Here is a 21,258-nt window from a genome sequence, read left to right as displayed (position 1 = left end):
CTAGTAATTGTGATTTTGGTTACAATTGAATTCTAAGTCTTTTTATTTGAAGGCGCTAACATCAAAAAATTATCATCAATAACTTAAAGTTGTTACCTTTTGCACCATTTTTTTAACATCGTCAGAGATTGCTGGACTAAGAGCAATCACCACGTTAAACGCCTGCTTTAAGTGCCGCGGTGCAATCCGATTAATATTGTCGCAATACTTCGGCAAAGTAAATGAATGTGGAACCATAGTCATCCCGCCACCGAAATTTACTTTCAAGCAAGCGGCAGCAAAGCTATTGACTTCCGCAACTGTTCCGTGCCCCCAGCCATCACGATTATAGGCATCTAACATCGCCGTTTGAATATCCATTATTCCAGTTGTCTTCCAGTTTTGCATATAAAGCGTGCAATTTTGCGCTAAATCTTTTATTTCTCCGTGAAATTGTTCGCATTCTTGCTTGTTAAACAATAAATCAAAGCTAACTTTTTCAAAGGGCCAACTTAAGATTTTAGTATTACCAACGAAAGCAAGTTGGAAGCCAACTAGCAAATCAAAGTTACCGTTGATTAATCGCTTTATCCCTGTAGATAAACTTTCTTCATCAAAACTAATTTCATAAGACGATGGCAATTTAGCGGCAAACTTAGCGGTTTCGTTTTCTAATCCCTGAAAGAAATGAATCCGCAATAATTGGTCAGGATGAGGATCGGGATGACGCCAAATTTCTGTATACAAATCAACAATTTCAACCGCTCTGTGGTAAAATTCCTTTCCCACCGGGGTTAACGATAATTCTCCTGCAGACCGATTCAACAACTTTTGGCCTAATTCACTTTCAAGTTTTTTAATTGCTGTACTAACGGCAGTTTCAGAAACATAATTTCTTTTAGCCGCTGAAATAAAGCCGTTAGTCTGCACCACATCAATAAAGTATTTGACTGGCATCAAGTTATAATTCATTTTGCTCACCTATTTAATTCAACCAAGTTATTTTCTTCACATCTTCATCATAGAGAAAAAAATGACAGATTAAACCATAAATTTTGGTTTTTTTTATGAAGAAAAAGATGTTTTTTACCTTAACCGTTGGTAATTCAAGGAAAAGTAAAGTAAAATGTTATTTGATAAAAAGGAGTGTCTCAATGTCTAAACTTGAAAAACCCGTTGTGATAGGAATTACCGGTGGTTCAGGCAGCGGTAAAACTACCATCGCTCACAAAATTGTTGACCAAATGCAGGAAAATGAACATGTCTTAATTATGACGCAAGATTCATATTACAAAGATAATACTGGTATTCCGATGAACATCAGACAGAATATCAATTATGACCACCCTGATGCTTTTGATATTCCCCTTTTAGAGGAGCAATTAAATCGGTTATTACAATACGAGCCAATTGAAATGCCCGTTTACGACTTCAAAGAACACACAAGAAGCAAAGAAACTATCCATATCGAGCCTGCCGATATTATTATTCTTGAAGGAATATTAGTACTGGCAAGTGAAGAGATTCGTAATTTAATGGATATTAAAGTTTACGTTGATACGGATGATGATATTCGTTTTATCAGACGATTAGAGCGTGACATTAAGGAACGGGGCAGATCGATTGATTCGGTCATTGAACAATATTTAGATACAGTTAAGCCAATGTATCACCAATTTATTGAACCAACCAAACGCTATGCAGACATTATCATCCCTGAAGGCGGCGAAAATAATGTCGCCATCGACATGCTCACCACTAAGGTACACTCTGTTTTAAGCGAAAATATTAGATAAAAAACTGATAAACCAAATTAGCATCAAAAAACGCCAAATTCTAGCTTTAGAATTTGGCGTTTTCTTATTCATTTTAATCATTTGCCAGCCGCTTAATTACTTCAGCATAATCTGGATATTGTTTTAACAAATCTTGTTTGTGGGGCATTTCAAAATCATGATAGTCAAAGCCAGGAGAAACCATGCAGCTAACTAGACAGAAACTATCTGGTTCCGTGACTTCTGAGGCAAAGATGGTGTTTTTTGGTACCTTAAATTGCAAGACTTCACCTTGGTCAATTCTTTTACCTAATTTAACTGCATAATAATGACCATCTGGAGCAATACAATGGATTGTAATCGCCGTGCCGTCATGATAATACCATAGTTCATCATGGTTTAAGCGGTGAAAATGGGAACAGCTCTGATCATCAAGTAAGAAATAAATTGAAGTGTAGTAAAATCTATCTGCTTGACTATCTTGAGCAAAGAACTGCTCATCACTAGTATATATTTGACGGAACCAACCTCCTTCTTGGTGAGGCTCAAGGTTCAAACTTTTAATATAATCTTCTCGGTTCATAATTTTTGCTCTCTCCACGCTCAATCAGTCAACTTCATTAAGTTAAACCAAGTAATTCTTTTGCATTTGCTCTTTAAAATCTTGTGGCAGTTTCAAGCCGTCAGTAAAGTAGTGATCAAAATCACCGTAATGCTTTTTAACGGTTGAAAAGTATCTTTCCAGGTATTGGCGTTCAACAGTTAACGCAATTGCTACATCATTGAGGTTATTAGGATCCATCTTATCTTTTAAGTATTCTAATATTTCTTCGTTAGCTTTTTTACGAGCAGAAATTGTTTTTAAGTAGTCGGTGAAAATCTGCTCCTCACTAACATCCAAGCTCTTTAAAATTAAGGCTGCAGCTACCCCTGTTCGATCCTTACCGGCAAAACAATGAAAGGCAACTGGAACTGGATCAGTCATTAACGTTAGCAAAAAGTCGTGATAGCCTTGCTTAGCAGATTCTGCCAATGCTAATTCTTCATAGGTTTTCAACATGTCCTGTTCAACATTGCTGTTGGCCGAAACGATTTCATCAACACTAGCCTGATTTGTGCCAGTATCTTTCAGCACATCAATTATTTCATAATCTAATTCTGACCAAAGATAGTCTGGATATTCTTGTCTCTCCTCATCACCGCGAAAATCAACCAGTCGCTTTATTTTGTAGTAGTTCTGAACACGATCTTTTTGTTCATCGGTTAAATCAAATAGTTGACCACAACGAAAAAGCAGCCCTTCTTTAACCTTTCTTCCATCCGAACTAACATAGCCACCTAATGAACGCCAATTTGTTATCTCTGTAGTCATAATTCTCCTTAAACTTATTATTTATTAAAACTTTTTGGTTTTCATAAAGGAATATTATAATTTTTATTGAATTCTACGTCCATGATTTTCGCAAACTAATTTGTGTTTCTTAGTCTTTTTTATAAAAAAACCGCAAAAAATATTTTGCGGTGCTAATTTTAATTTAAGCAATTTTGGGCTTTAATGCCTGATCAAATAAGTTAGTAATCAATTTTACCAAAACGCCGTCAAAGACAAGCGCAGAGAGTATACAAGTAATAAACATGATAACTTGCAGTTGGATGCTATACTTACTCCAACCGTACAAAAAATACGTTGGAATGAAACTACCAAGGCCGGCAAAAAAGGCCCCTGTTAGTACGCTTTGCCAAGAAAATGCTTGATACCGACTTTTTTGCGGGAAAAAGCCAATTTCATTAGTTGCACCTTGAATCACACCAGACAAAATTGTTACTGCGCCCCATTGGCCGCCAATTGCCATTTCGACAACTGCTGCCAATGTTTCACCAATTGTTCCTGAACCAACCGTTGGCACGAAATACATCGCTAAAGGAGCTGCCATTAGCCATAATCCAGAAAAAACAGTATCTGTTACCGGAGCAAAGCCGGTCGGAAGCAGTAATAACTTAATTAAATTGTAAGCCCAATTAAATCCATAAGTGTAGATTACTCCCATAATAATTCCAATTAAAGCAATCAGGATAATTGCTTTAACGTTCCATTTTGATGATCTTGTAAACATAAAAATACTCCTAACTAACATTCTAAGTCAGTAGGAGTACTCTAATATACTTAATAACACTTCCCTAGCGCAGGTATTGTCCTGTTCAGGTTCGGAGGGTATTTCTCAGCTAAATGTGGCACCCCTAGTGACTTTCTTATCTTTTTGCCTATTATAACACAATATCAAGCAGACATTTTAAGTTATTCAATTAACTAGCAATTTAATTAAAATTGACTAAAACTAGCCAACTTTTCTTTAGTTAAATCACGGATAATTGCACAAGTTAAGTCAACTGAGGCCTTAAAGTCTTGATATGCGCTAAAGCAGTAGGCCGAATGCTCGTAACGCACTGGAATTCCGATAACAATTGTTGGCGCACCATTTTCATAGTAAATTGCTGCACCATCTTGTCCGCCACCGGTCCGAACCGAACGAGTATATGGAATATTGTTTTTATCCGCTAATTCACATGCGTATTGTTGGAATTTTGGATTAGGTAAAAATGAAGTGTCCATATCACGCAGCATTGGTCCACGCTTTAAGCCTGTTTGAGAAAGCCATTTTGGAGTAAATGTATCATCTGCTGGACATGATTCAAGCACAATCCCTAGGTCTGGCTTAATACTTCTAGCTGTTACGTACGCTCCCCGTAAGCCGACTTCTTCTTGACTTGAAAGTGCGGCTACAACGTTAAAGTCAGTCTTTTCGCCGTTGAGATTATCCAAAACATCAGCCATTGCAGCTGCACCGAAACGGTCATCAAAATCCTTACCGAAGAAAAGACCGGTTTTTTCATTGTATTCGCACTTGACGTCAACAAAAATGGGACAACCCGTATCAATTTTATAGTCATTAATTGTTTCTTCACGAGAACTAGAACCAACATCAACTGACATATCTTCTACTTCTGGTACATTGTCTCGTTCTTCTTCAGTCATGAAGTGCGGTGGCTTAGTTGCCACTACGCCAGGAACATATTCACCGTCACGGTTTCTAATCTTTACCCGTAAAGCTGGAATATTATATTTAACCCAGCCGCCAAGCGGAACAAACTTGATCATTCCGTTTGGTCTAACTGCCTGAGTTATAAAACCCACGGCATCAGAGTGGGCATCAAGCTGAATGATTGGCCGACCAGCCTGATTTTCTTTTTTAGCAGCGTAAACGTTGAGCATCCCATCAACTTTTACATCAGCAATATCCTTTACTGTATCAGTAAAAAGCTTAACGAATTCACCTTCAAAGCCGGAAGTTGAATTAGCATCCGAAAAAGCTTTGAGCATTTTTATTTCTTGTTCTTTTTCCATCGTTGTAATTGACCTTTCGCTTATTAAACCTTATGTCTCATTGTAGCAAAAAGCAGTAATTTAAGCTATTTCTGAAATAATCCTACTGCTTTTAGCAAAATTAACAATTTTGTCCGTAATTTGGGTACAAAACTGCTAAAAAAGTTTAAAACGAGCTACTTTTTCATATTAAAAATGATATAATCGATTTTATTAGGAATTTTGAGTTTTAAGTGAAGGGTAAATAAATGCCGAAAAACGACAATATTGATAATATTATTGATCATAAATTGTTTACCGAAGATGATATTCACCAAATGTGTGTCAAATTGGGTAAGCAATTAACTGAAGATTATGCTGGTAAAAAGCCGTTAGTTATAGGTGCGTTAAAAGGAGCAATTTTCTTTTTAACTGACCTAGTGCGTGAAATGAACGTCAAAGAAGAAATTGATTTTATGGACGTTTCTAGTTACGGCGATAGTTTTGAATCTTCTGGCGAAGTAAAAATCATTTCTGACTTGGCAACAGATGTCAAAGATCGTGATGTTTTAATCGTTGAAGATATCGTTGATACCGGATTAACCTTGAAATATATGAAGGATTTGCTCCAAAAGCGTGGTGCTAAAAGCGTTAAGTGCTGCGTTTTACTGAATAAGGAAGCTAATCGAAAAGTTGACGTTGAGGTTGAATATTACGGTTCACAAGTCGGAAACGAGTTTGTTGTAGGCTATGGTCTAGATTTTATGAACTTCTACCGTAACTTGCGTTACATTGGCGTTCTCAAGCCTGAAGTCATCAAGCTAGCTAATAATAAATAATAAAAAGGAGCTATTCAAATAGCTCCTTTTTATTTATCAGTTAGTTTTCTTCGTTTGTTGTTTTATTAGCTTTTGGTGCTAACGGCTTGACAATAAACCACCGCATAAAACCCTGCTCAATATTTTCAAGTTTAAATTCAAAATTTTCGAGCTCAACCGTTTGATTCTTCTTTAATTCTGGATAATGTTCCATCATATAGCCACCAATAGTGATAATATCGCTATTTTGGAAACTCTTAAGATCTTTGCGGAAATATCTGGCAAAATCATATAAGGTCGTTTTACCCGAAACATGAATATTGCCCTTTTTATCTTTGATAATATAGTCATCTGAAACATCATCAATTTCATCTTTAACCGTACCAAAGAGCTCTTCGTAAATATCCTTATCAGTCACAATTCCGCTAGTTCCACCATATTCATCTACGACTAAAACAATCGGCGTGTGCTTTTTTATCATTAAATGCAAAATATCCTGAATCGGCATTGATTCCGGGACGGTGATCATTGTCCTAATGATGCGGGTTACAGGGACCTGATCATCTATTTCATTTTGTTGAACCACATCGAAAGCATAAATATAGCCCACAATATCGTCTTTATTATTATCACGGACAACAGGAATACGACTTGACCCTTCATCAAGATACATTTTTAGTGCTTGCTTGATCGTATCTGTTGAATTAATCACCACCAGCCTGGTTCTGTCCGTCATAATATCCTTTGCGACTTTATCATTGAGTTCAAAAGCACGCTGCATATATGTCAGGTCGTTTTTATCAAGAGACCCACCATGGACGGCCTTCCGGGATAATTTAATAATCTCAGACTGCGAATAAACCTGATTTTCCTCATCTGCTGGCTCAAAGCCCATAATTTTAAGCAAACCATTGGAACTGGTATTTAAAAGCCAGACAAAAGGATAAACCAAAGTATGAAATAATTGCAATGGCGTAACAATTCCCAGCAATATTTTGACTGGCATGTCAATTGCAATATTTTTTGGAACAATCTCTGTCACAACTACTTCTAGGTAAGTCAATAAAATTACCCCTAAAAGAGCACTAACGGAACGCACTACAGAATGATTAAGTTGAGTTAGTTTAAATAAATTTGCAAAAATCGCTGCAAACGTATCGGCAGAAAACCAACCTAAAACAACGCCAACTAAAGTTGTGCCGACTTGCGTTGTCGATAAATACTCATTCAGGTTATGCGTCATATGTAAAGCACGCTTAACCTTCCTGCTATTACCAGTATTATTTGCTAGCATATCTTCTAGCTGACTTGATCTTGTTTGGACTAATGCAAATTCGGCAGCAACAAAGAAGGCTGCAAAAACAAAAATCACTAAAGTTGCTATTAAATTAGTAATTATTTGAGCTGTATTCAAAATTTATATCACCTTTTGTAAAAATCATTTGATATATTTTAACATTAATAGCGCTTTATCTTGATAAAAATGTTTTTTTATTTAATTAATTTATAGATTTTCTTGAACGGCAATCTTGCAGGAATATACTTAGGATCATTAACTTCGGCAGATTTATCTTTATAACCTAAACCAATTGCCATCCCGACTAATTCATCATTAGGAATTTCCGCATATTTCCGAACAAGTTCAGGGTATGACACCATCGAATGAGCTGGCATAACAGCAATTCCTTCATTAATTGCCAGAAGCATTATACTCTGTGAAAAAATCCCCAAATCATAAACAGACCAGGCAGGCGATGCCTTGGGAATTGTTAAGAAGACTACATCTTGGGCATTAAACATCGTATTATTTGAGTCTTCAAAAAGATCCATTTTATTATGGAAGAAATACGGTTGCGATGCTCCGACAGCAGCTAAATTTTGGCTCGGAAATGATTCCCAGTTAAGCGATAACATTTTTGCGAAATCTTCATGGGGATCAACACCAGTATCAATTTGCTTTTTTACTTCTTTTTTTAATCCAGCAAGTGCTTCTCCAGCTAAGATATAAACCTTCCAAGGTTGAGAATTCAGTAATGATGGTGATTGCTGGGCTCTTTCAATTATTTTGGCTAATAACTTTTCATTAACTTTCCTATTAGTAAATTTGCGTGTTACTCGTTCTTGATTATAGACATCATTAAATTCCATTACCATTCAAATCCTTACAAACTAAACTTGGCATAACAATAATACTTTACTTATTTATACTTTACTTTCGGCAAAATAGTATTCCGAAAACGGAATTAAGTCATGGCCGAGACAAACTAATGCATAACTTATAACATCTGTTTGACTTTTTGAAGCTTAAATCTGAATATACTATTTGCAAAAGCCAGTTATATATATACTAATAATCTTAATAAATAATCGACAATATTGCAATGCCATTAGAAAAAGACCGCCAAAGAATTTGTTCACATTTTGTTCACATTTTGTTTAATTTATTCATAGACTTTTTCTGTTTTGGTTAAACAAAGCTATTCATGTATCCTAATAATTATATTACCAAAATCACCCAAGCATTACTAGTCCTATTTTAAAATGAAAAATAGGCTAATCACTTTTATTCAGCGTTAGGATAAATAAAAAACAGTTCAATTAGCGAGCTAATCAAACTGTCATTTTATACTTTATATTGGCGGCGTAATTCACGCTCCTGATCTCTTTTCTTAATCGTTTCGCGCTTATCATATTTTTTCTTACCTTGACCCACGCCAATTAACACTTTGGCAAAGCCATGTTTAAGGTAAACTTTGAGGGGAATAATGGCGATCCCCCTTTGCTCCTGCTCCTTAGCTAAACGAGCAATTTCTTTTTTATGTAATAGCAGCTGGCGTTGGCGCAGGGGCTCATGGTTATAGCGGTTGCCCTGCTTGTATTCACTAATGTGAACATTTTCGAGATAAGCGGAACCATTAATAATTTGAACATAGCCATCGCGCAGATTAATTCTTCTTGCACGTACTGATTTAATTTCGGTTCCTGTAAGTGCAATTCCTGCTTCATAAGTGTCCTTAATAAAATAATCATGATGTGCTTTTTTATTCTGAGCAATTAAGTTCTCATTATTTTGTTTCTTCAATTTCCCGTCCTAATGCTTATACTTGCTAAAATGTGGGTGATTGCCATTTTTATGAAAATTATTGCGGCCATTCGTAGCTCCGCGGTGACCGTGATCGTTGCGAAATCCCCGATTTCCACGCCGACGATTATTATTGCCACGGTTATTATGCTCCTTTTTAGGAGCATTGGGGTCATAAATTTCAAAATCTAGTTGATGCTGCTCAACGTTTGCATTAGTCAACGTCACCTTTATCGGCATCCCCACATGATATTGTTTATGGGTACCACGACCAGTAAGCGTCATGCTCTTTTCATTAAAGCTGTAGAAATCATCTGTTAAATTGGAAATATGGATTAATCCTTCAACCGTATTAGGTAATTGAATAAACATCCCAAAACTAGTTACTGAGGATACCACAGCGTCAAAATGTTCACCAACTTGGTCTGCCATGTATTCAGTCATCTTCAAATCGTTGGTCTCACGCTCAGTGTCAATTGAAACACGTTCTTGCGTAGAAGTCTGATCTGCCACCTCGGGTAAGGAATTAGCAAAATGATCCTGAACTTTTTTATCAGTTCCTTCCTCGCTATATGCATGAATCATGCGGTGGACCATTAAATCGGAATAACGGCGAATTGGCGAGGTAAAGTGGGTGTAAAACTTGGCAGCTAGGCCGAAGTGTCCGAGGGGTTCTTCTGAATAATGTGCCTGCTTTAAGCTTCGCAGCATCATCATTTGAACAACGGCTTCCTCAGGTGTTCCGGTTGTCTTGGCTACCACTTTTTGCAAGTCAATCGGCTTAACATGATTAGGATCAGCCGTAATATTCAAGCCAAATGCACTGCAAAATTCAAAGAAGCTCTTAATTCTTTCGCCATCTGGCGTTTCATGTACACGGTACAAGAATGGTACATGCTTTTTGTAAAAGTCTTCAGCAACGGTTTCATTAGCCATCAACATAAACGATTCAATCATCTTTTCGGCTGTACCCCGATTATGCAAGACGATATCAGTTGGCTTACCCTGATCGTTAACAATAATTTTAGCTTCTGGCTCTTCAAAGTCAATTGCTCCGCGTTGGTGGCGCTTCTGATACAAAGCATTGTGCAACTCGGCCATTTCTTTTAGCATTGGTGCTAATTTAACATATTTTTCTTCCAGCGGCTCTTCATTATTTGGATCTAGGACCTTATTGACATTGTTGTACGTCATTCGGCCGTGTGAACGCATTACAGAGGGGTGAATCCGGTAATTTACCCGCTCACCTTCTGGCGTAATTTCCATGTCACATGAAAGAACTAAGCGGTCTACGCCCTCGTTTAAAGAACAGATACCATTTGATAATCTAAATGGCAGCATCGGAATTACCCGGTCAACCAAATAAGTACTGTTGCCCCGAGTAAACGCCTCTTTATCAAGGGGCGAATTTTCTTTAACATAATGAGCGACATCAGCAATGTGAACACCTAGATGATAATTGCCATTAGGTAATTGCCACAATACTACAGCATCATCAAAGTCCTTTGAATCATCGCCATCAATTGTGACTGCTGGCTGCTCCCTAATGTCCTCACGATCGGCCATTTCTTCGGGCAACACATGATCCGGGATAGCATTGGATTGATCAAGTGCATCCTGAGCCCATTCTGTCTTAACATCATGAGCAGAAACAATTGCCATAATATCAACGCCCGGGAGATTTTTATTACCAATAATTTTGGTGACAACACCAACCATTGAGTCAGGATTATCCTTATCAGGATAATTGCTAATTGAAACCTTGACCATGTCACCTTTTTGCGGACACAAGCCATTTTCACCAACATAAACCCGATAATTAGCTAACTTTTTATTAGTGCTCAACACATAGCCGACAAAATGACTAACTTTAGTTTGCTCATCAGTCAGCGGATGAAATTCTCCCACTAAGGAGCTAACTCCACGAGAGATAATCTCATGAACCTGGCCTTCTGGTCCCTTACCGTTCCACGGATTTCCACCAGCAGTTATTTTAACGCGAACTTCATCACCATCAACTGCATATGCAGTATAATCCTTGGCGATAAAAATATCGTCGGTTTCTTCATCTTCAACTTTAACAAAACCAAAGCCCTTGCTATTGGCTTTAAACATTCCCTCGACAACGATATTTTCTTGAGCCAGTTGATAGTGACCATTGCCGTCAGTGATTATCTTTTTCTCTTGTTCTAAAAAAGATAATGCTTTTACGAGATCAGAAAAATTACCAAGTCGGTCGCGTCTGAGCATGCGCTCAATTTGTTCAACCTGATATTGCTTTTTGGGATTGTGGCGAAAGATCTCTAAAACATTAGCTAAGATTTTCTCGTTTTGTGCCATGCACTTAATCTCCGTTTCCTACTTAAAAAGATAAAAAAAGTCCTCCCATCGTTTTGATCGGGAGGAACCAATACTATTTTGAAGACAAATAAGCTAATACAATAGCAAAAACGAAAAAGAGAACCAGTAAAACTGAAGTCACTTTTTCCATAAATGCTTCAAAACCACGTTTCTTCGTTTGACCACTAAATACTGCACCACCAGATAAGGCATTCAAAGCATCTTGTTGCTTTTGTGGCTGCATCATTGTTGCAACAACGATTAAAATTGAAACAATAATTAGTAGCGTCATAAATAAATTATACAATACGCTGCCTCCAATATACACATACGATTACTGATAAATTTTAGCACAAAATGTGTTTTTTTTCGAGTTTTTATTTTTCAAGTTCAGGCGCATCCGTCTTAAATTTATTTTGCGTCGATTTTTTATGATTATGATACCAAAGCGAAGTTTTGTTCTGTGAAGAATACAGATTTTTCAGTGCCTTTTCCTCGTTATAGTTATAATCATGCGGATTGACCTTTTTAAACCATTTCGGATGGTAAAAGCGTAACAAGTTGCCGGCAATTACCCGATCCGATAAAGACAACTGGGTAGTGACCTTATTCGAAATCGCCACAAGTTTTGCTTTTAGCTTCTCATCAGGATCCTCAATTTCTTCACCGGTCTTAGTGTCGTAATAAGTACTTCCGACCTTAGCATATTTAGGCGTAATAAAATCACCGTTACGCTGGGCGACAATTTGTGGTGCTTTACTACTTAATAAATCATGACCGAATTGAATTGTTTTGCGATCATTAATTCCTAAAAGATTTAAAAGCGTCGGTAAAACATCGATTTCTCCCCCATAAGTCTTTTTGATTCCACCCTTTAATCCGGGCATATGGAACATCAGGGGTACTCGCTGAAACTTCAGGTTATCAAAATTGGTAAATTCATCTTGGTTAAGCAGTTCTGCACTAGCCTTATGGTGATTACCGGATATCCCATAATGATCGCCATAGAGCACCAGCATGGTATTTTTATCCAATCCAGTTTTCTTCATCCAGCGCATTAATTCGCCAATTGCCTGATCTAGATAGTGTGCCGTCTGAACATAGCCATCAACCGTTTCATCTCCGGTATCGGTTGGATCAATCGACTGATTTTTCTTATCTAAATCATAAGGATAGTGGTTGGTAACAGTTATCAATTTTAAGTAAAATGGCTGCGGCAAGCGCTCAATATACTTAATTGATTGGTCAAAAAAGATCTTATCCTTTAAACCATAGCCGATATAATATTTAGGCTTATTTTCATAATAAGACAACGGCATAAAATAGTGATAACCAAATTGCTTATAAGCATTATTACGATTCCAAAATGAACCGGCTCCACCGTGCATTACGGCAGTAGTATAGCCACCTTGTTGATTTAAAATCGCTGGAGCACTCTCAAAAGTATTGGAAGTCCCGTAACTAGACATTGCCGAGCCAGATTGTAAACCATATAAGGAATTTTCCAGCATCATTTCCGCATCAGAAGTCTTACCTTGACCAACTTGGTTATAAAAATTAGCAAAACTTAATGTATTTTTCGACCGGTAAAGTTTATTTAAGTTGGGGGTAACTTCTTTGCCCTTCCACTTATAACCAATTAAAAACTGCTGGAAACTCTCAAGGTGAATAACCATGACGTTTTTCCCTTTAGCAACGCCTGTATATTCGGGATTAGGCTTAACATAATTGGCCTTTAAGTACTTTTTGACAGAACTTAAATCAGAGACATTAGCCTTGGCCATTTGCTCGCTAGTTTGAGCGGTTTTAAAGCTATCGTAAACGGCATATTGATTCATTCCCAAGTACTTAACGATATAGCTGTTATCGAATGTTCTGGTTAAAAGTCCTGAACGATCTTTTTGCGCCATCATCAGGTTAACGCCAATTAGCACAACTGCCAACCCTTCAAGTAAAAGATTGAACTTTAATTTTAATGGGCGCAAATCGTACTTAATCACTTTGCCAATCATTAAAGCAATAATTGCCAAAACATCAATGAAAGTTAAAAAATCAGTTACCCGCGTTATCCCGACAATACTTTTTCCTAAATTATCAGCCGTTGAACCAGATGTTTTAATGATTGATAAGGATAAAAAATTGGAAAATTCGCGGTAATACAAAATATTAGCAAAAAGCCATGTGCTAAGAACTAAATCAATAACAATGATAATCCAATAGGATTTACGTCCCTTAAAAAATAGGCCTATTCCCAGCAGCAACAAAGCTGTTGGCAACGGATTGATAAACAAAAGAAAATTTTGCATCGCACCGACAGCACCTAAATTAAACTTGGTCAAATAAATTACGTACGTTTTTAGCCAAAAAGTTATTAACACAATGGTAAAAAAACCTAATTTGGTTGATGTTAACCATTGCAAGAAAGACTTGGTCCGTGTCATTCTATTCTCCTCTCACTATGCTAATATCTTACCCTTAAGCTCAATTAAACATAGTGATTTTAGTAAAAATTAATCTTTTGCTGAGCTAGTAACTTTTTTCGGTTTGAAAATCCAGCCAAAAATACCTAAAATCATCCCGAAAAAGTAGGTTACAAAGCGCCACAAAAACATCCCAAAAACAAGCGCACCTTTAGATGAAATGAAACTGGCAAAGAGCGTTTGAAAACTATATTCTGCCCCGCCTGAAGCTCCTGGAATGGGAATAATTGCCATAAACATGATAATCATAATGTTCATTTGCGTAACACTGACCCAATCAGCCGGAACGCGTAAAGTTACCAGAACCATAAACGGAATTGAATAAAAGCAAAGCAGCTGCAGCACTGTTAACACGGCACTAAGCACTAATTTCTTTTTTTCACGCTTTAGCTTCTGACTTTCGGTATAAAAAGTGTCAATCTTTGCCATCGTTGCGGTCCGCCAGCCCTCTACACGCTGGGGATTAATTATTTTGGCTAGCCAATTCATTAACCAATTAGCTGCTTTTTTAGTCCAGTTGTAGGCAAACAAAATTGCTAATAAAAAAATGATTGAGCTAACGTGAATTAAAAAACCAATTGCAATAAAAAAGGCAAGACCTGCAAATTTAGTCGCAACCATATGAAAACCAGTAATAATGGTAACAACATATGCCAAGAAAACAACAATCTGATAAATGATAAATTTCATCAACAAAAGTGAAGTAGCACGGCCGCCTTCAATTCCCATCTGTACCATTGCAGCCAGCTGAGACGGCTGACCACCAGTTGACATAGGGGTAATTGCATTAAAGAGTGCCTGAATAATTGGAATTCGTAAAAATGACCACTTTGATCGTTTAGGCTCACCAGGACGTTGTGCAAGAACGGCTAAAATGCTAGCTTCAAAAACATATGATAGCAGCATTAACAAGAAAACTAATAGCAGTGCACCAACATTGACATTATTCATTGCCTGCCGCAGTTGCGATACTGGTGTATCTTTTAAATCAACATACAAAACGCCAAGGCTGATGAGTAAAACAACCGCAATTCCCCAAAAGTGCTTTTTATTCATTAGCGGATCTGTCCTAACTCCCTGCCAAGTTCATATTGCTCGTGATAAAAATCACACCAAATTTTGGCTAAATTATCTTCTGAATATTTTTCACTAGCCATATTAGATAGATTACTGTATTTGTGCAAAAGTGCCTGATCATTCGCCACTTGGCGCAACTGCGCATTCAGTTCTTCAAAGTTTTTCCCTTTTAAATAGTAACCTTTGATAATGGCGTCATATAAAGCAAGATCGCGCAATAAAACCGGTGTCCCACAGCTAAAAGCTTCCAAAACAGACATTGGAAAAAGCTCATCAAATGATGGCAAAACAAATAGATCTGCGATGTTTAAATAATCAACTAATTGTTGCCGGTCAATGATACCGGTGAATGTTAAGTTCTTTGGCGGATTGGCCACTAATTCTTTAAAGTGATCGTAGCCGTCAGTAATTTTGCCAAAAGAAAAACCACCTGCCCAAATAAACTGCATCTCTGGGTTGGCCTGTGCTAATTTTGCAAAATCATCGACTCCTTTACGAGCCTGAACTTGCCCATCACCAAAGACTACAAATTTATCAAGAGGAATACCTAATTGATGCCGAAAGGCATTCTTTTTTTCCTGCCGTTCAGGATAGAATTCATCTTTTGCCACAAAGTTAGGAATGTACTTAACCTTTTCCCGTTTGATACCGTAATTAACCAATTTATCAATAAAAATAGGGTTAACCACAACAATTTGATCCATTCTTTGATAAAAGTCGATGACATATTTATAAAAGACTTTTTTGGCATAATTCGGCAGCTTGACCGAGCCTTCTAAAGTCTCTGGTAAAAAATGGACATAACCAATTTTACGTCCACGCGCTGGGGAAAAACTGTTAACAAAATAAGTAGGATTTATGGTGTGATAGTGGGTTAAATCGCTGGCACCATATTTATTATTCGTTACATAAAATTCATTAACTAAGTGGGTTCTTAATAAGTTGATCAGCTCGTTATAGGCAGAGCCAACACCCTGGCCCTTAACTGAATCAGCTTGTGAGAACATATTAATTCTTATCATTGCTATCCTCTTCGCGCTCTTCCTGGTAATTTTCGATTACTTCTTTATAAAACTGATGTACTTCGCTAGCAAAACGTTCAGCCGAAATTTGCTTCATTTTAGCTTTCAACTTATCTGGCGGAATTTCAGTTTGATTTTCTCTTAAATAAGATAAAATTGCGTCACGCATTTCGCTAGGCCGAGTGAAAACTTTGCCAAAGCAAGGGTTATCGAAGACATTTTCCGTATATTCGGTATCATAAACAACGCACTTTGTGCCCGCAGCGAGTGCCTCAATATAGGTAAGACCTTGCGTTTCAGTATCGCTTGCTGAAACAAACAAATTGGCCATCTTGTAAAATGCCCCAACATCATCGTGAGGAACATCGCCAACAAACTGAACGTTATCCTCTAAAGTCAGTCGCTCAACTTGCTCTTGCAAGATCTCGACGTCTGGGCCATCTCCCGCTATCACAAGCTGTACGTTAGGAAATTCATCGACAATTTCTGGCATAACATTTAAAATCCGATTAATTTTCTTCTCCCCAGCTATTCGGCTCAAGGTTAACAAAACGGGGACATCGGGAGCAATTCCTAGTTCATGACGCACATCATGGGTTGCGGGCTTATTCAAGCTCTTAACATCCACACCAGTCGGAATTACACGTAAAGGTATAGATACACCATAGCGCTTCAAAAGAGCCTCAACGCGCTTACTAGGGGCAATAACACCATCCATGTTCTTAAGGTAAACATTGGTAAATTGCTTAACGTGATATGGCCGCAACAAATGCCCGTTTAACACGTAGTGTAAATAGTCTTCATACATCGTATGGTAAGTATGAATTGCCGGTATTTTTAATTGGTGAGCGACATATTTACCAATCATTCCCAAAGCAAACTCTGTTTGCGTATGAACAACATCCAGTTTTACTTCACGTGCTACTTTAGTTGCTTCAAAAAATCCTCTAAATGCTACTCGGCGATCTGTAAATGAAATAAATGGCACACTACTGAAGCGAAAAACGTTAGCCTCAATAGTACCTTTTTTCACGTGCGGATCCGTCGTCGTAAAAATAAATACATTATGTCCCTGCTCTTCAAGGGCGTCTTTTAAAGTCTTAATTGACGTTGCTACACCACTGATTTGTGGAAAATATGTATCGGTAAAAATACCAATATTCATTTGAATACCTCCGTATAAAGGTATTATAAAGATTCCGCTTTGCTTGTGCAATTTTTATAATAGAAAAAGCGCGTAATTTTATAAACAAAAAACAGCTTCATGTATAGAAGCTGTTACCTAATAGCGGTGATCGGGGTCGAACCGATACGTCCTAAACGGACACCAGATTTTGAGTCTGGCGCGTCTGCCAATTCCGCCACACCGCCATAATTTTATGAAGTTCAATGAGTGAACCATTAAGGCGGGGATCGGATTTGAACCGACGATTAAGGTTTTGCAGACCTCTGCCTTACCACTTGGCTACACCGCCATTGAATATTTATTTAATAGATTGGGATAGCTGGATTCGAACCAGCGCATAATAGAGTCAAAGTCTAGTGCCTTACCGCTTGGCTATATCCCAATGCTAGGGCGGAATATGGGATTCGAACCCATGTATGCCGGATCCACAAACCGGTGTGTTAACCCCTTCACCAATTCCGCCATGAGGTAAACAGGGATAGTAGGAATTGAACCCACACTAGCGGTTTTGGAGACCGATGTACTACCTTTATACTATATCCCTATTATGGAGGAGGGTGGATTCGAACCGCCGAACTCAGAGAGAGCGGTTTTACAGACCGCCGCGTTTAGCCACTTCGCTACTCCTCCAGGCTGATGGCGCGGGACGGAATCGAACCGCCGACACAAGGAGCTTCAATCCTTTGCTCTACCAACTGAGCTACCGAGCCATCCTACGGTCCATATCAGATTTGAACTGATGATCTTCTCCGTGACAGGGAGACGAGATAAACCACTGCTCCAATGGACCATATTGCGGGAGGTGGATTTGAACCACCGACCTTCGGGTTATGAGCCCGACGAGCTACCATACTGCTCCATCCCGCGATGTTATAAAGGAGGATGTGGGATTTGAACCCACGCACGGCAAGACCGTCTAACGGTTTTCAAAACCGTCCCCTTAAGCCACTTGGGTAATCCTCCAAATGTAAAAATACCAATAAACGTTGGTAATGACCCGTACGGGATTTGAACCCATGTTACCGCCGTGAAAGGGCGATGTCTTAACCACTTGACCAACGGGTCATATTCTCTTCTTACGTCACAAGACGCTTAATTATAATACCGAATTTAATTTAAAATGTCAACAACTTTTTATTTTTATTAATTCGTGTATCAATTGCGATTCCTCAATCACAACGTTATTTATAATACAGGATTCCTAGTCATCTTGCAAGAGTTTTATTCAAAAAGATGAATTTTTTGTAATGATTGCATTACTTTTGCTTTTATCAGGGCGCAAAAACCTAGTACAAAAGCTTTAGAATTAGGCTTATTTCTCAATTATTGCTGGACAGCCACTTCTTCCCCAAAACCAAATTGGCGTTTGAAAATCAACTGGTCTGTACTTGGTATCTTTCAGTAAATCAAACCAGGCAGTTATAACAAGATCCTGCTTTTTTGAACTATTTTCTTCTTCAGCTGTAATCAAACCTAATTTTCTACTAGCCTTTATCACGTGACGATCAGCTGCAATAGAAATTTTAGACACGTTTTTTAATTGAAGACTTGTATAATGATCCAAAACAAATAACCAGTAATTGCAGAGCTTTCTGCCAGAAAGATAAGGAAATCCGGCTTTATTATCAATTTGCAGATACTTTCTTATTTGAACCACGTCATCATGATTTTCATGACATAAGGTTAATACACTGCCAGCGAAATTATCATTCAGTGTTTGGCATATTTGGCACCAAATAGCCGTCTGCTTGTTTTCTTGTAAAGCTAAGCGGTATTTGGTTAAAGCTGCCTGAACAGTGCTAAAATCGCTCTCAGCAACTTTTTTGGGGTTAAAGAGGAAGTTAGTCGATTCATCTAAATACGTCTTCTTTGCACTCACCCATAAAGAATACGAATTTCGCTGATAGTTAAGTGCTGTTGGCAAAGTAAAATACAATGCATTTTCTTCAGAATCTTGAGCAAGATGTGGATTGGTATCTTCAGGCAATTCTTTAGATCCGAAAACGCCATCCTCGTACATCTGTGCAATGTGTTCGATTGACTTTAGAACATTTACTTTCATCTTTTTTACCCGGTAATATGCATAACAACAAAAAAAGCTTGCAAGCTTTAACACTCACAAACTTATTAATTACGGAGACTGAGAGATTTGAACTCTCGCACCGGAATAACCCGATCTACACCCTTAGCAGGGGCGCCTCTTCAGCCACTTGAGTAAGTCTCCATTAATGGGCCTAAATGGACTTGAACCATCGACCTCACGCTTATCAGGCGTGCGCTCTAACCAGCTGAGCTATAGGCCCCAAAAGCGGGTAACGAGAATCGGACTCGCGACTAAAGCTTGGAAGGCTTTCGTTTTACCACTAAACCATACCCGCAAAAACAAACTAATAAAAAATGGCGCGGGACGGAATCGAACCGCCGACACAAGGAGCTTCAATCCTTTGCTCTACCGACTGAGCTACCGAGCCATTCTACGGTCCATATCAGATTTGAACTGATGATCTTCTCCGTGACAGGGAGACGAGATAAACCACTGCTCCAATGGACCATATTGCGGGAGGTGGATTTGAACCACCGACCTTCGGGTTATGAGCCCGACGAGCTACCATACTGCTCCATCCCGCGATGTTAAAATATAAAAGTACAAAACCCATGTTTAATGGACCTTGTAGGACTCGAACCTACGACAGGACGGTTATGAGCCGTCTGCTCTAACCAACTGAGCTAAAGGTCCAAGCTCTAGCAAATAGCGGCGGGGGGGATCGAACCCTCGACCTCCCGGGTATGAACCGGACGCTCTAGCCAGCTGAGCTACACCGCCAACAAATGTAACCGTTAATTAACAAATTACAATCGGGAAGACAGGATTCGAACCTGCGACCCCCTGGTCCCAAACCAGGTGCTCTACCAAACTGAGCCACTTCCCGGGATATGCGCCCTGAAGGATTTGAACCTTCAACCTTCTGATTCGTAGTCAGACACTCTATCCAGTTGCGCTAAGGGCGCATCATTAATGCCGAGGACCGGAGTCGAACCGGTACGGTTGAAACCAACCGCGGGATTTTAAGTCCCGTGCGTCTGCCAATTCCGCCACCCCGGCATGTAATGAAAGCGGAAGACGGGATTCGAACCCGCGACCCCCACCATGGCAAGGTGATGTTCTACCACTGAACTACTTCCGCATTAATATGAAATGCCGATTATACGATTTGAACGTACGACCCCCTGTTTACAAGACAGATGCTCTACCAACTGAGCTAAATCGGCAAGATGTAAATATGGTATATAATTATTATGGCGAATACGGGTGGTGGGACTTGAACCCACACGTCCGAAAACACTAGAACCTAAATCTAGCGCGTCTGCCAATTCCGCCACACCCGCAAAATGGGGCCATGAGTCGTGACGGGCTTGAACCGTCGACCCTCTGATTAAAAGTCAGATGCTCTACCGACTGAGCTAACGACTCGGTAAATGGAGGATACAGGGCTCGAACCTGTGACCTCCTGCTTGTAAGGCAGATGCTCTCCCAGCTGAGCTAATCCTCCATCAAAGCACGGCAGCTTCCTACCCTCGCAGGCAGTCTCCCACCAACTACTCTCGGCGTGAAGAAGCTTAACTGCTGTGTTCGGCATGGTTACAGGTGTTTCCTTCTTGCTATTGCCACCGTACTTTTCTTTGCTTGAGTTCTTACACTCAAAACTAAATATAATCCTCTAAAAAAACCTCACCAGATTGCTTGAGCCTGTGGTCAAGTCCTCGACTGATTAGTACTAGTCCGCTCCAAGCCTCACGGCTCTTCCACTCCTAGCCTATCTACCTCTTAGTCTTTGAGGTGTCTTACTACTTTCGTATGGGAAATCTCATCTTGAGGGGGGCTTCGCACTTAGATGCTTTCAGCGCTTATCCCGTCCATACTTAGCTACCCAGCTATGCCTTTGGCAAGACAACTGGTACACCAGCGGTATGTCCATCCCGGTCCTCTCGTACTAAGGACAGCTCCTCTCAAATTTCCTGCGCCCACGACGGATAGGGACCGAACTGTCTCACGACGTTCTGAACCCAGCTCGCGTGCCGCTTTAATGGGCGAACAGCCCAACCCTTGGGACCTACTTCAGCCCCAGGATGCGACGAG

17 protein-coding genes, 27 tRNA genes, 2 rRNA genes and 1 riboswitch (1 of these 47 running past the window's edge) are annotated in these 21,258 nt (G+C 39.0%); of the genes, 2 read left to right on the top strand and 44 right to left on the bottom strand.

Going from position 1 to position 21,258, the window contains the following annotated elements:
* Window positions 1-75: 75 nt before the first annotated feature.
* The gene (locus GYM71_RS02745; protein WP_220220817.1) at window positions 76-951 is read right to left on the bottom strand and encodes a LysR family transcriptional regulator; all 876 of its coding nucleotides are present in this window, start codon (window positions 949-951) and stop codon (window positions 76-78) included.
* Between the two features lie 182 nt (window positions 952-1,133).
* Here GYM71_RS02745 and udk point away from each other — a divergent pair, with 182 nt between their 5' ends.
* Window positions 1,134-1,775, top strand: coding sequence for a uridine kinase (gene udk / locus GYM71_RS02740; protein ID WP_103751957.1), 642 nt, complete (start codon window positions 1,134-1,136; stop codon window positions 1,773-1,775).
* 73 nt (window positions 1,776-1,848) lie between these two features.
* On the opposite strand, the gene GYM71_RS02735 is transcribed toward udk, so the two are convergent.
* The 4 genes from GYM71_RS02735 to GYM71_RS02720 all read right to left on the bottom strand — a co-directional run bounded on the left by GYM71_RS02735 (window position 1,849) and on the right by GYM71_RS02720 (window position 5,157).
* Window positions 1,849-2,337 carry a cupin domain-containing protein gene (locus tag GYM71_RS02735; protein WP_220220816.1) on the bottom strand — a complete coding sequence of 163 codons (489 nt, stop codon included), beginning with the start codon at window positions 2,335-2,337 and terminating at the stop codon, window positions 1,849-1,851.
* A 42-nt stretch (window positions 2,338-2,379) separates the two neighbouring features.
* Entirely contained in the window at window positions 2,380-3,126 is a 747-nt protein-coding gene (locus tag GYM71_RS02730) for a tyrosine-protein phosphatase (protein WP_220220815.1), read from the bottom strand.
* A 163-nt stretch (window positions 3,127-3,289) separates the two neighbouring features.
* Window positions 3,290-3,868 carry an ECF transporter S component gene (locus GYM71_RS02725; RefSeq protein WP_103751954.1) on the bottom strand — a complete coding sequence of 193 codons (579 nt, stop codon included), beginning with the start codon at window positions 3,866-3,868 and terminating at the stop codon, window positions 3,290-3,292.
* A gap of 44 nt (window positions 3,869-3,912) precedes the next feature.
* A riboswitch (TPP riboswitch) is annotated at window positions 3,913-4,004 on the bottom strand.
* Window positions 4,005-4,074: 70 nt separating this feature from the next.
* Window positions 4,075-5,157 (bottom strand): M42 family metallopeptidase, encoded by a 1,083-nt coding sequence (locus tag GYM71_RS02720; protein ID WP_220220814.1) that lies wholly within the window; start codon window positions 5,155-5,157, stop codon window positions 4,075-4,077.
* Between the two features lie 227 nt (window positions 5,158-5,384).
* Between GYM71_RS02720 and hpt the strand changes: the two genes are divergently transcribed.
* Window positions 5,385-5,954, top strand: coding sequence for a hypoxanthine phosphoribosyltransferase (hpt, locus tag GYM71_RS02715; protein ID WP_103751952.1), 570 nt, complete (start codon window positions 5,385-5,387; stop codon window positions 5,952-5,954).
* Window positions 5,955-5,994: 40 nt separating this feature from the next.
* On the opposite strand, the gene GYM71_RS02710 is transcribed toward hpt, so the two are convergent.
* From GYM71_RS02710 to GYM71_RS02520, 39 genes are all read right to left on the bottom strand, one after another.
* Window positions 5,995-7,347, bottom strand: a complete 1,353-nt coding sequence (locus tag GYM71_RS02710) for a hemolysin family protein (RefSeq protein WP_220220813.1) — start codon at window positions 7,345-7,347, stop codon at window positions 5,995-5,997.
* Between the two features lie 77 nt (window positions 7,348-7,424).
* Window positions 7,425-8,081, bottom strand: a complete 657-nt coding sequence (locus GYM71_RS02705) for a nitroreductase (protein WP_220220812.1) — start codon at window positions 8,079-8,081, stop codon at window positions 7,425-7,427.
* Between the two features lie 475 nt (window positions 8,082-8,556).
* Window positions 8,557-9,015 (bottom strand): SsrA-binding protein SmpB, encoded by a 459-nt coding sequence (gene smpB / locus GYM71_RS02700; RefSeq protein ID WP_103751950.1) that lies wholly within the window; start codon window positions 9,013-9,015, stop codon window positions 8,557-8,559.
* Window positions 9,016-9,024: 9 nt separating this feature from the next.
* Window positions 9,025-11,355 (bottom strand): ribonuclease R, encoded by a 2,331-nt coding sequence (rnr, locus tag GYM71_RS02695; RefSeq protein WP_220220811.1) that lies wholly within the window; start codon window positions 11,353-11,355, stop codon window positions 9,025-9,027.
* A gap of 73 nt (window positions 11,356-11,428) precedes the next feature.
* Window positions 11,429-11,662, bottom strand: a complete 234-nt coding sequence (gene secG, locus GYM71_RS02690) for a preprotein translocase subunit SecG (protein WP_103751948.1) — start codon at window positions 11,660-11,662, stop codon at window positions 11,429-11,431.
* Between the two features lie 70 nt (window positions 11,663-11,732).
* Complete coding sequence (locus GYM71_RS02685; RefSeq protein WP_220220810.1) at window positions 11,733-13,796, bottom strand: LTA synthase family protein; 2,064 nt, start codon at window positions 13,794-13,796, stop codon at window positions 11,733-11,735.
* A gap of 69 nt (window positions 13,797-13,865) precedes the next feature.
* Entirely contained in the window at window positions 13,866-14,891 is a 1,026-nt protein-coding gene (locus GYM71_RS02680) for a lysylphosphatidylglycerol synthase transmembrane domain-containing protein (protein WP_220220809.1), read from the bottom strand.
* Window positions 14,891-15,934 (bottom strand): glycosyltransferase family 4 protein, encoded by a 1,044-nt coding sequence (locus tag GYM71_RS02675; RefSeq protein WP_220220808.1) that lies wholly within the window; start codon window positions 15,932-15,934, stop codon window positions 14,891-14,893. The genes GYM71_RS02680 and GYM71_RS02675 overlap by 1 nt, the downstream gene beginning before the upstream one ends.
* On the bottom strand, window positions 15,921-17,099 hold the full coding sequence (locus tag GYM71_RS02670) for a glycosyltransferase family 4 protein (protein WP_220220807.1): 1,179 nt from the start codon (window positions 17,097-17,099) through the stop codon (window positions 15,921-15,923). Before GYM71_RS02670 ends, GYM71_RS02675 begins: the two co-directional genes overlap by 14 nt.
* 121 nt (window positions 17,100-17,220) lie before the next feature.
* Window positions 17,221-17,305 (bottom strand) — tRNA-Leu (locus GYM71_RS02665).
* Between the two features lie 33 nt (window positions 17,306-17,338).
* Window positions 17,339-17,409: transfer RNA gene (locus tag GYM71_RS02660), tRNA-Cys, on the bottom strand.
* A 21-nt stretch (window positions 17,410-17,430) separates the two neighbouring features.
* Window positions 17,431-17,502 (bottom strand) — tRNA-Gln (locus GYM71_RS02655).
* 7 nt (window positions 17,503-17,509) lie between these two features.
* Window positions 17,510-17,582, bottom strand: a tRNA-His gene (locus GYM71_RS02650).
* A gap of 11 nt (window positions 17,583-17,593) precedes the next feature.
* Window positions 17,594-17,664 (bottom strand) — tRNA-Trp (locus tag GYM71_RS02645).
* Between the two features lie 4 nt (window positions 17,665-17,668).
* Window positions 17,669-17,750: transfer RNA gene (locus GYM71_RS02640), tRNA-Tyr, on the bottom strand.
* A gap of 7 nt (window positions 17,751-17,757) precedes the next feature.
* A tRNA-Phe gene (locus GYM71_RS02635) sits at window positions 17,758-17,830 on the bottom strand.
* A gap of 6 nt (window positions 17,831-17,836) precedes the next feature.
* Window positions 17,837-17,910, bottom strand: a tRNA-Asp gene (locus GYM71_RS02630).
* Between the two features lie 3 nt (window positions 17,911-17,913).
* Window positions 17,914-17,987, bottom strand: a tRNA-Met gene (locus tag GYM71_RS02625).
* A 9-nt stretch (window positions 17,988-17,996) separates the two neighbouring features.
* Window positions 17,997-18,083: transfer RNA gene (locus tag GYM71_RS02620), tRNA-Ser, on the bottom strand.
* A gap of 30 nt (window positions 18,084-18,113) precedes the next feature.
* Window positions 18,114-18,185: transfer RNA gene (locus GYM71_RS02615), tRNA-Glu, on the bottom strand.
* 247 nt (window positions 18,186-18,432) lie between these two features.
* Window positions 18,433-19,182: a hypothetical protein gene (locus GYM71_RS02610; RefSeq protein ID WP_220220806.1), complete on the bottom strand. Its 750-nt coding sequence runs from the start codon at window positions 19,180-19,182 to the stop codon at window positions 18,433-18,435.
* 72 nt (window positions 19,183-19,254) lie between these two features.
* Window positions 19,255-19,344: transfer RNA gene (locus GYM71_RS02605), tRNA-Ser, on the bottom strand.
* 5 nt (window positions 19,345-19,349) lie between these two features.
* A tRNA-Ile gene (locus GYM71_RS02600) sits at window positions 19,350-19,423 on the bottom strand.
* A 4-nt stretch (window positions 19,424-19,427) separates the two neighbouring features.
* Window positions 19,428-19,498 (bottom strand) — tRNA-Gly (locus GYM71_RS02595).
* A 20-nt stretch (window positions 19,499-19,518) separates the two neighbouring features.
* A tRNA-Phe gene (locus GYM71_RS02590) sits at window positions 19,519-19,591 on the bottom strand.
* Window positions 19,592-19,597: 6 nt separating this feature from the next.
* Window positions 19,598-19,671: transfer RNA gene (locus GYM71_RS02585), tRNA-Asp, on the bottom strand.
* 3 nt (window positions 19,672-19,674) lie between these two features.
* A tRNA-Met gene (locus tag GYM71_RS02580) sits at window positions 19,675-19,748 on the bottom strand.
* A gap of 35 nt (window positions 19,749-19,783) precedes the next feature.
* A tRNA-Ile gene (locus GYM71_RS02575) sits at window positions 19,784-19,857 on the bottom strand.
* Window positions 19,858-19,870: 13 nt separating this feature from the next.
* Window positions 19,871-19,944, bottom strand: a tRNA-Met gene (locus tag GYM71_RS02570).
* A 32-nt stretch (window positions 19,945-19,976) separates the two neighbouring features.
* Window positions 19,977-20,050: transfer RNA gene (locus GYM71_RS02565), tRNA-Pro, on the bottom strand.
* Window positions 20,051-20,055: 5 nt separating this feature from the next.
* A tRNA-Arg gene (locus GYM71_RS02560) sits at window positions 20,056-20,129 on the bottom strand.
* 8 nt (window positions 20,130-20,137) lie between these two features.
* A tRNA-Leu gene (locus GYM71_RS02555) sits at window positions 20,138-20,223 on the bottom strand.
* Between the two features lie 10 nt (window positions 20,224-20,233).
* Window positions 20,234-20,305 (bottom strand) — tRNA-Gly (locus tag GYM71_RS02550).
* A gap of 12 nt (window positions 20,306-20,317) precedes the next feature.
* A tRNA-Thr gene (locus tag GYM71_RS02545) sits at window positions 20,318-20,390 on the bottom strand.
* Window positions 20,391-20,425: 35 nt separating this feature from the next.
* Window positions 20,426-20,507 (bottom strand) — tRNA-Leu (locus tag GYM71_RS02540).
* A gap of 12 nt (window positions 20,508-20,519) precedes the next feature.
* Window positions 20,520-20,592, bottom strand: a tRNA-Lys gene (locus tag GYM71_RS02535).
* Between the two features lie 6 nt (window positions 20,593-20,598).
* A tRNA-Val gene (locus tag GYM71_RS02530) sits at window positions 20,599-20,671 on the bottom strand.
* Window positions 20,672-20,677: 6 nt separating this feature from the next.
* Window positions 20,678-20,794, bottom strand: a 5S ribosomal RNA gene (rrf, locus tag GYM71_RS02525).
* A 76-nt stretch (window positions 20,795-20,870) separates the two neighbouring features.
* Window positions 20,871-21,258 (bottom strand): 23S ribosomal RNA (locus GYM71_RS02520) (it continues 2,520 nt past the right edge of the window).

It is taken from the genome of Lactobacillus panisapium (assembly GCF_019469265.1).
Classification (GTDB): Bacteria; Bacillota; Bacilli; order Lactobacillales; family Lactobacillaceae; genus Lactobacillus; species Lactobacillus panisapium.
The sequence above is the reverse complement of the archived record's forward strand: the minus strand, read 5'-3'. Positions and strand labels throughout refer to the sequence as shown.

Coding starts and splice junctions, on each gene's coding strand:
- GYM71_RS02745 (WP_220220817.1), bottom strand. CDS start 951: ATGAATTATAACTTGATGCCAGTCAAATACTTTATTGATGTGGTGCAG.
- udk (WP_103751957.1), top strand. CDS start 1,134: ATGTCTAAACTTGAAAAACCCGTTGTGATAGGAATTACCGGTGGTTCA.
- GYM71_RS02735 (WP_220220816.1), bottom strand. CDS start 2,337: ATGAACCGAGAAGATTATATTAAAAGTTTGAACCTTGAGCCTCACCAA.
- GYM71_RS02730 (WP_220220815.1), bottom strand. CDS start 3,126: ATGACTACAGAGATAACAAATTGGCGTTCATTAGGTGGCTATGTTAGT.
- GYM71_RS02725 (WP_103751954.1), bottom strand. CDS start 3,868: ATGTTTACAAGATCATCAAAATGGAACGTTAAAGCAATTATCCTGATT.
- GYM71_RS02720 (WP_220220814.1), bottom strand. CDS start 5,157: ATGGAAAAAGAACAAGAAATAAAAATGCTCAAAGCTTTTTCGGATGCT.
- hpt (WP_103751952.1), top strand. CDS start 5,385: ATGCCGAAAAACGACAATATTGATAATATTATTGATCATAAATTGTTT.
- GYM71_RS02705 (WP_220220812.1), bottom strand. CDS start 8,081: ATGGAATTTAATGATGTCTATAATCAAGAACGAGTAACACGCAAATTT.
- rnr (WP_220220811.1), bottom strand. CDS start 11,355: ATGGCACAAAACGAGAAAATCTTAGCTAATGTTTTAGAGATCTTTCGC.
- GYM71_RS02685 (WP_220220810.1), bottom strand. CDS start 13,796: ATGACACGGACCAAGTCTTTCTTGCAATGGTTAACATCAACCAAATTA.
- GYM71_RS02680 (WP_220220809.1), bottom strand. CDS start 14,891: ATGAATAAAAAGCACTTTTGGGGAATTGCGGTTGTTTTACTCATCAGC.
- GYM71_RS02675 (WP_220220808.1), bottom strand. CDS start 15,934: ATGATAAGAATTAATATGTTCTCACAAGCTGATTCAGTTAAGGGCCAG.
- GYM71_RS02670 (WP_220220807.1), bottom strand. CDS start 17,099: ATGAATATTGGTATTTTTACCGATACATATTTTCCACAAATCAGTGGT.
- GYM71_RS02610 (WP_220220806.1), bottom strand. CDS start 19,182: ATGAAAGTAAATGTTCTAAAGTCAATCGAACACATTGCACAGATGTAC.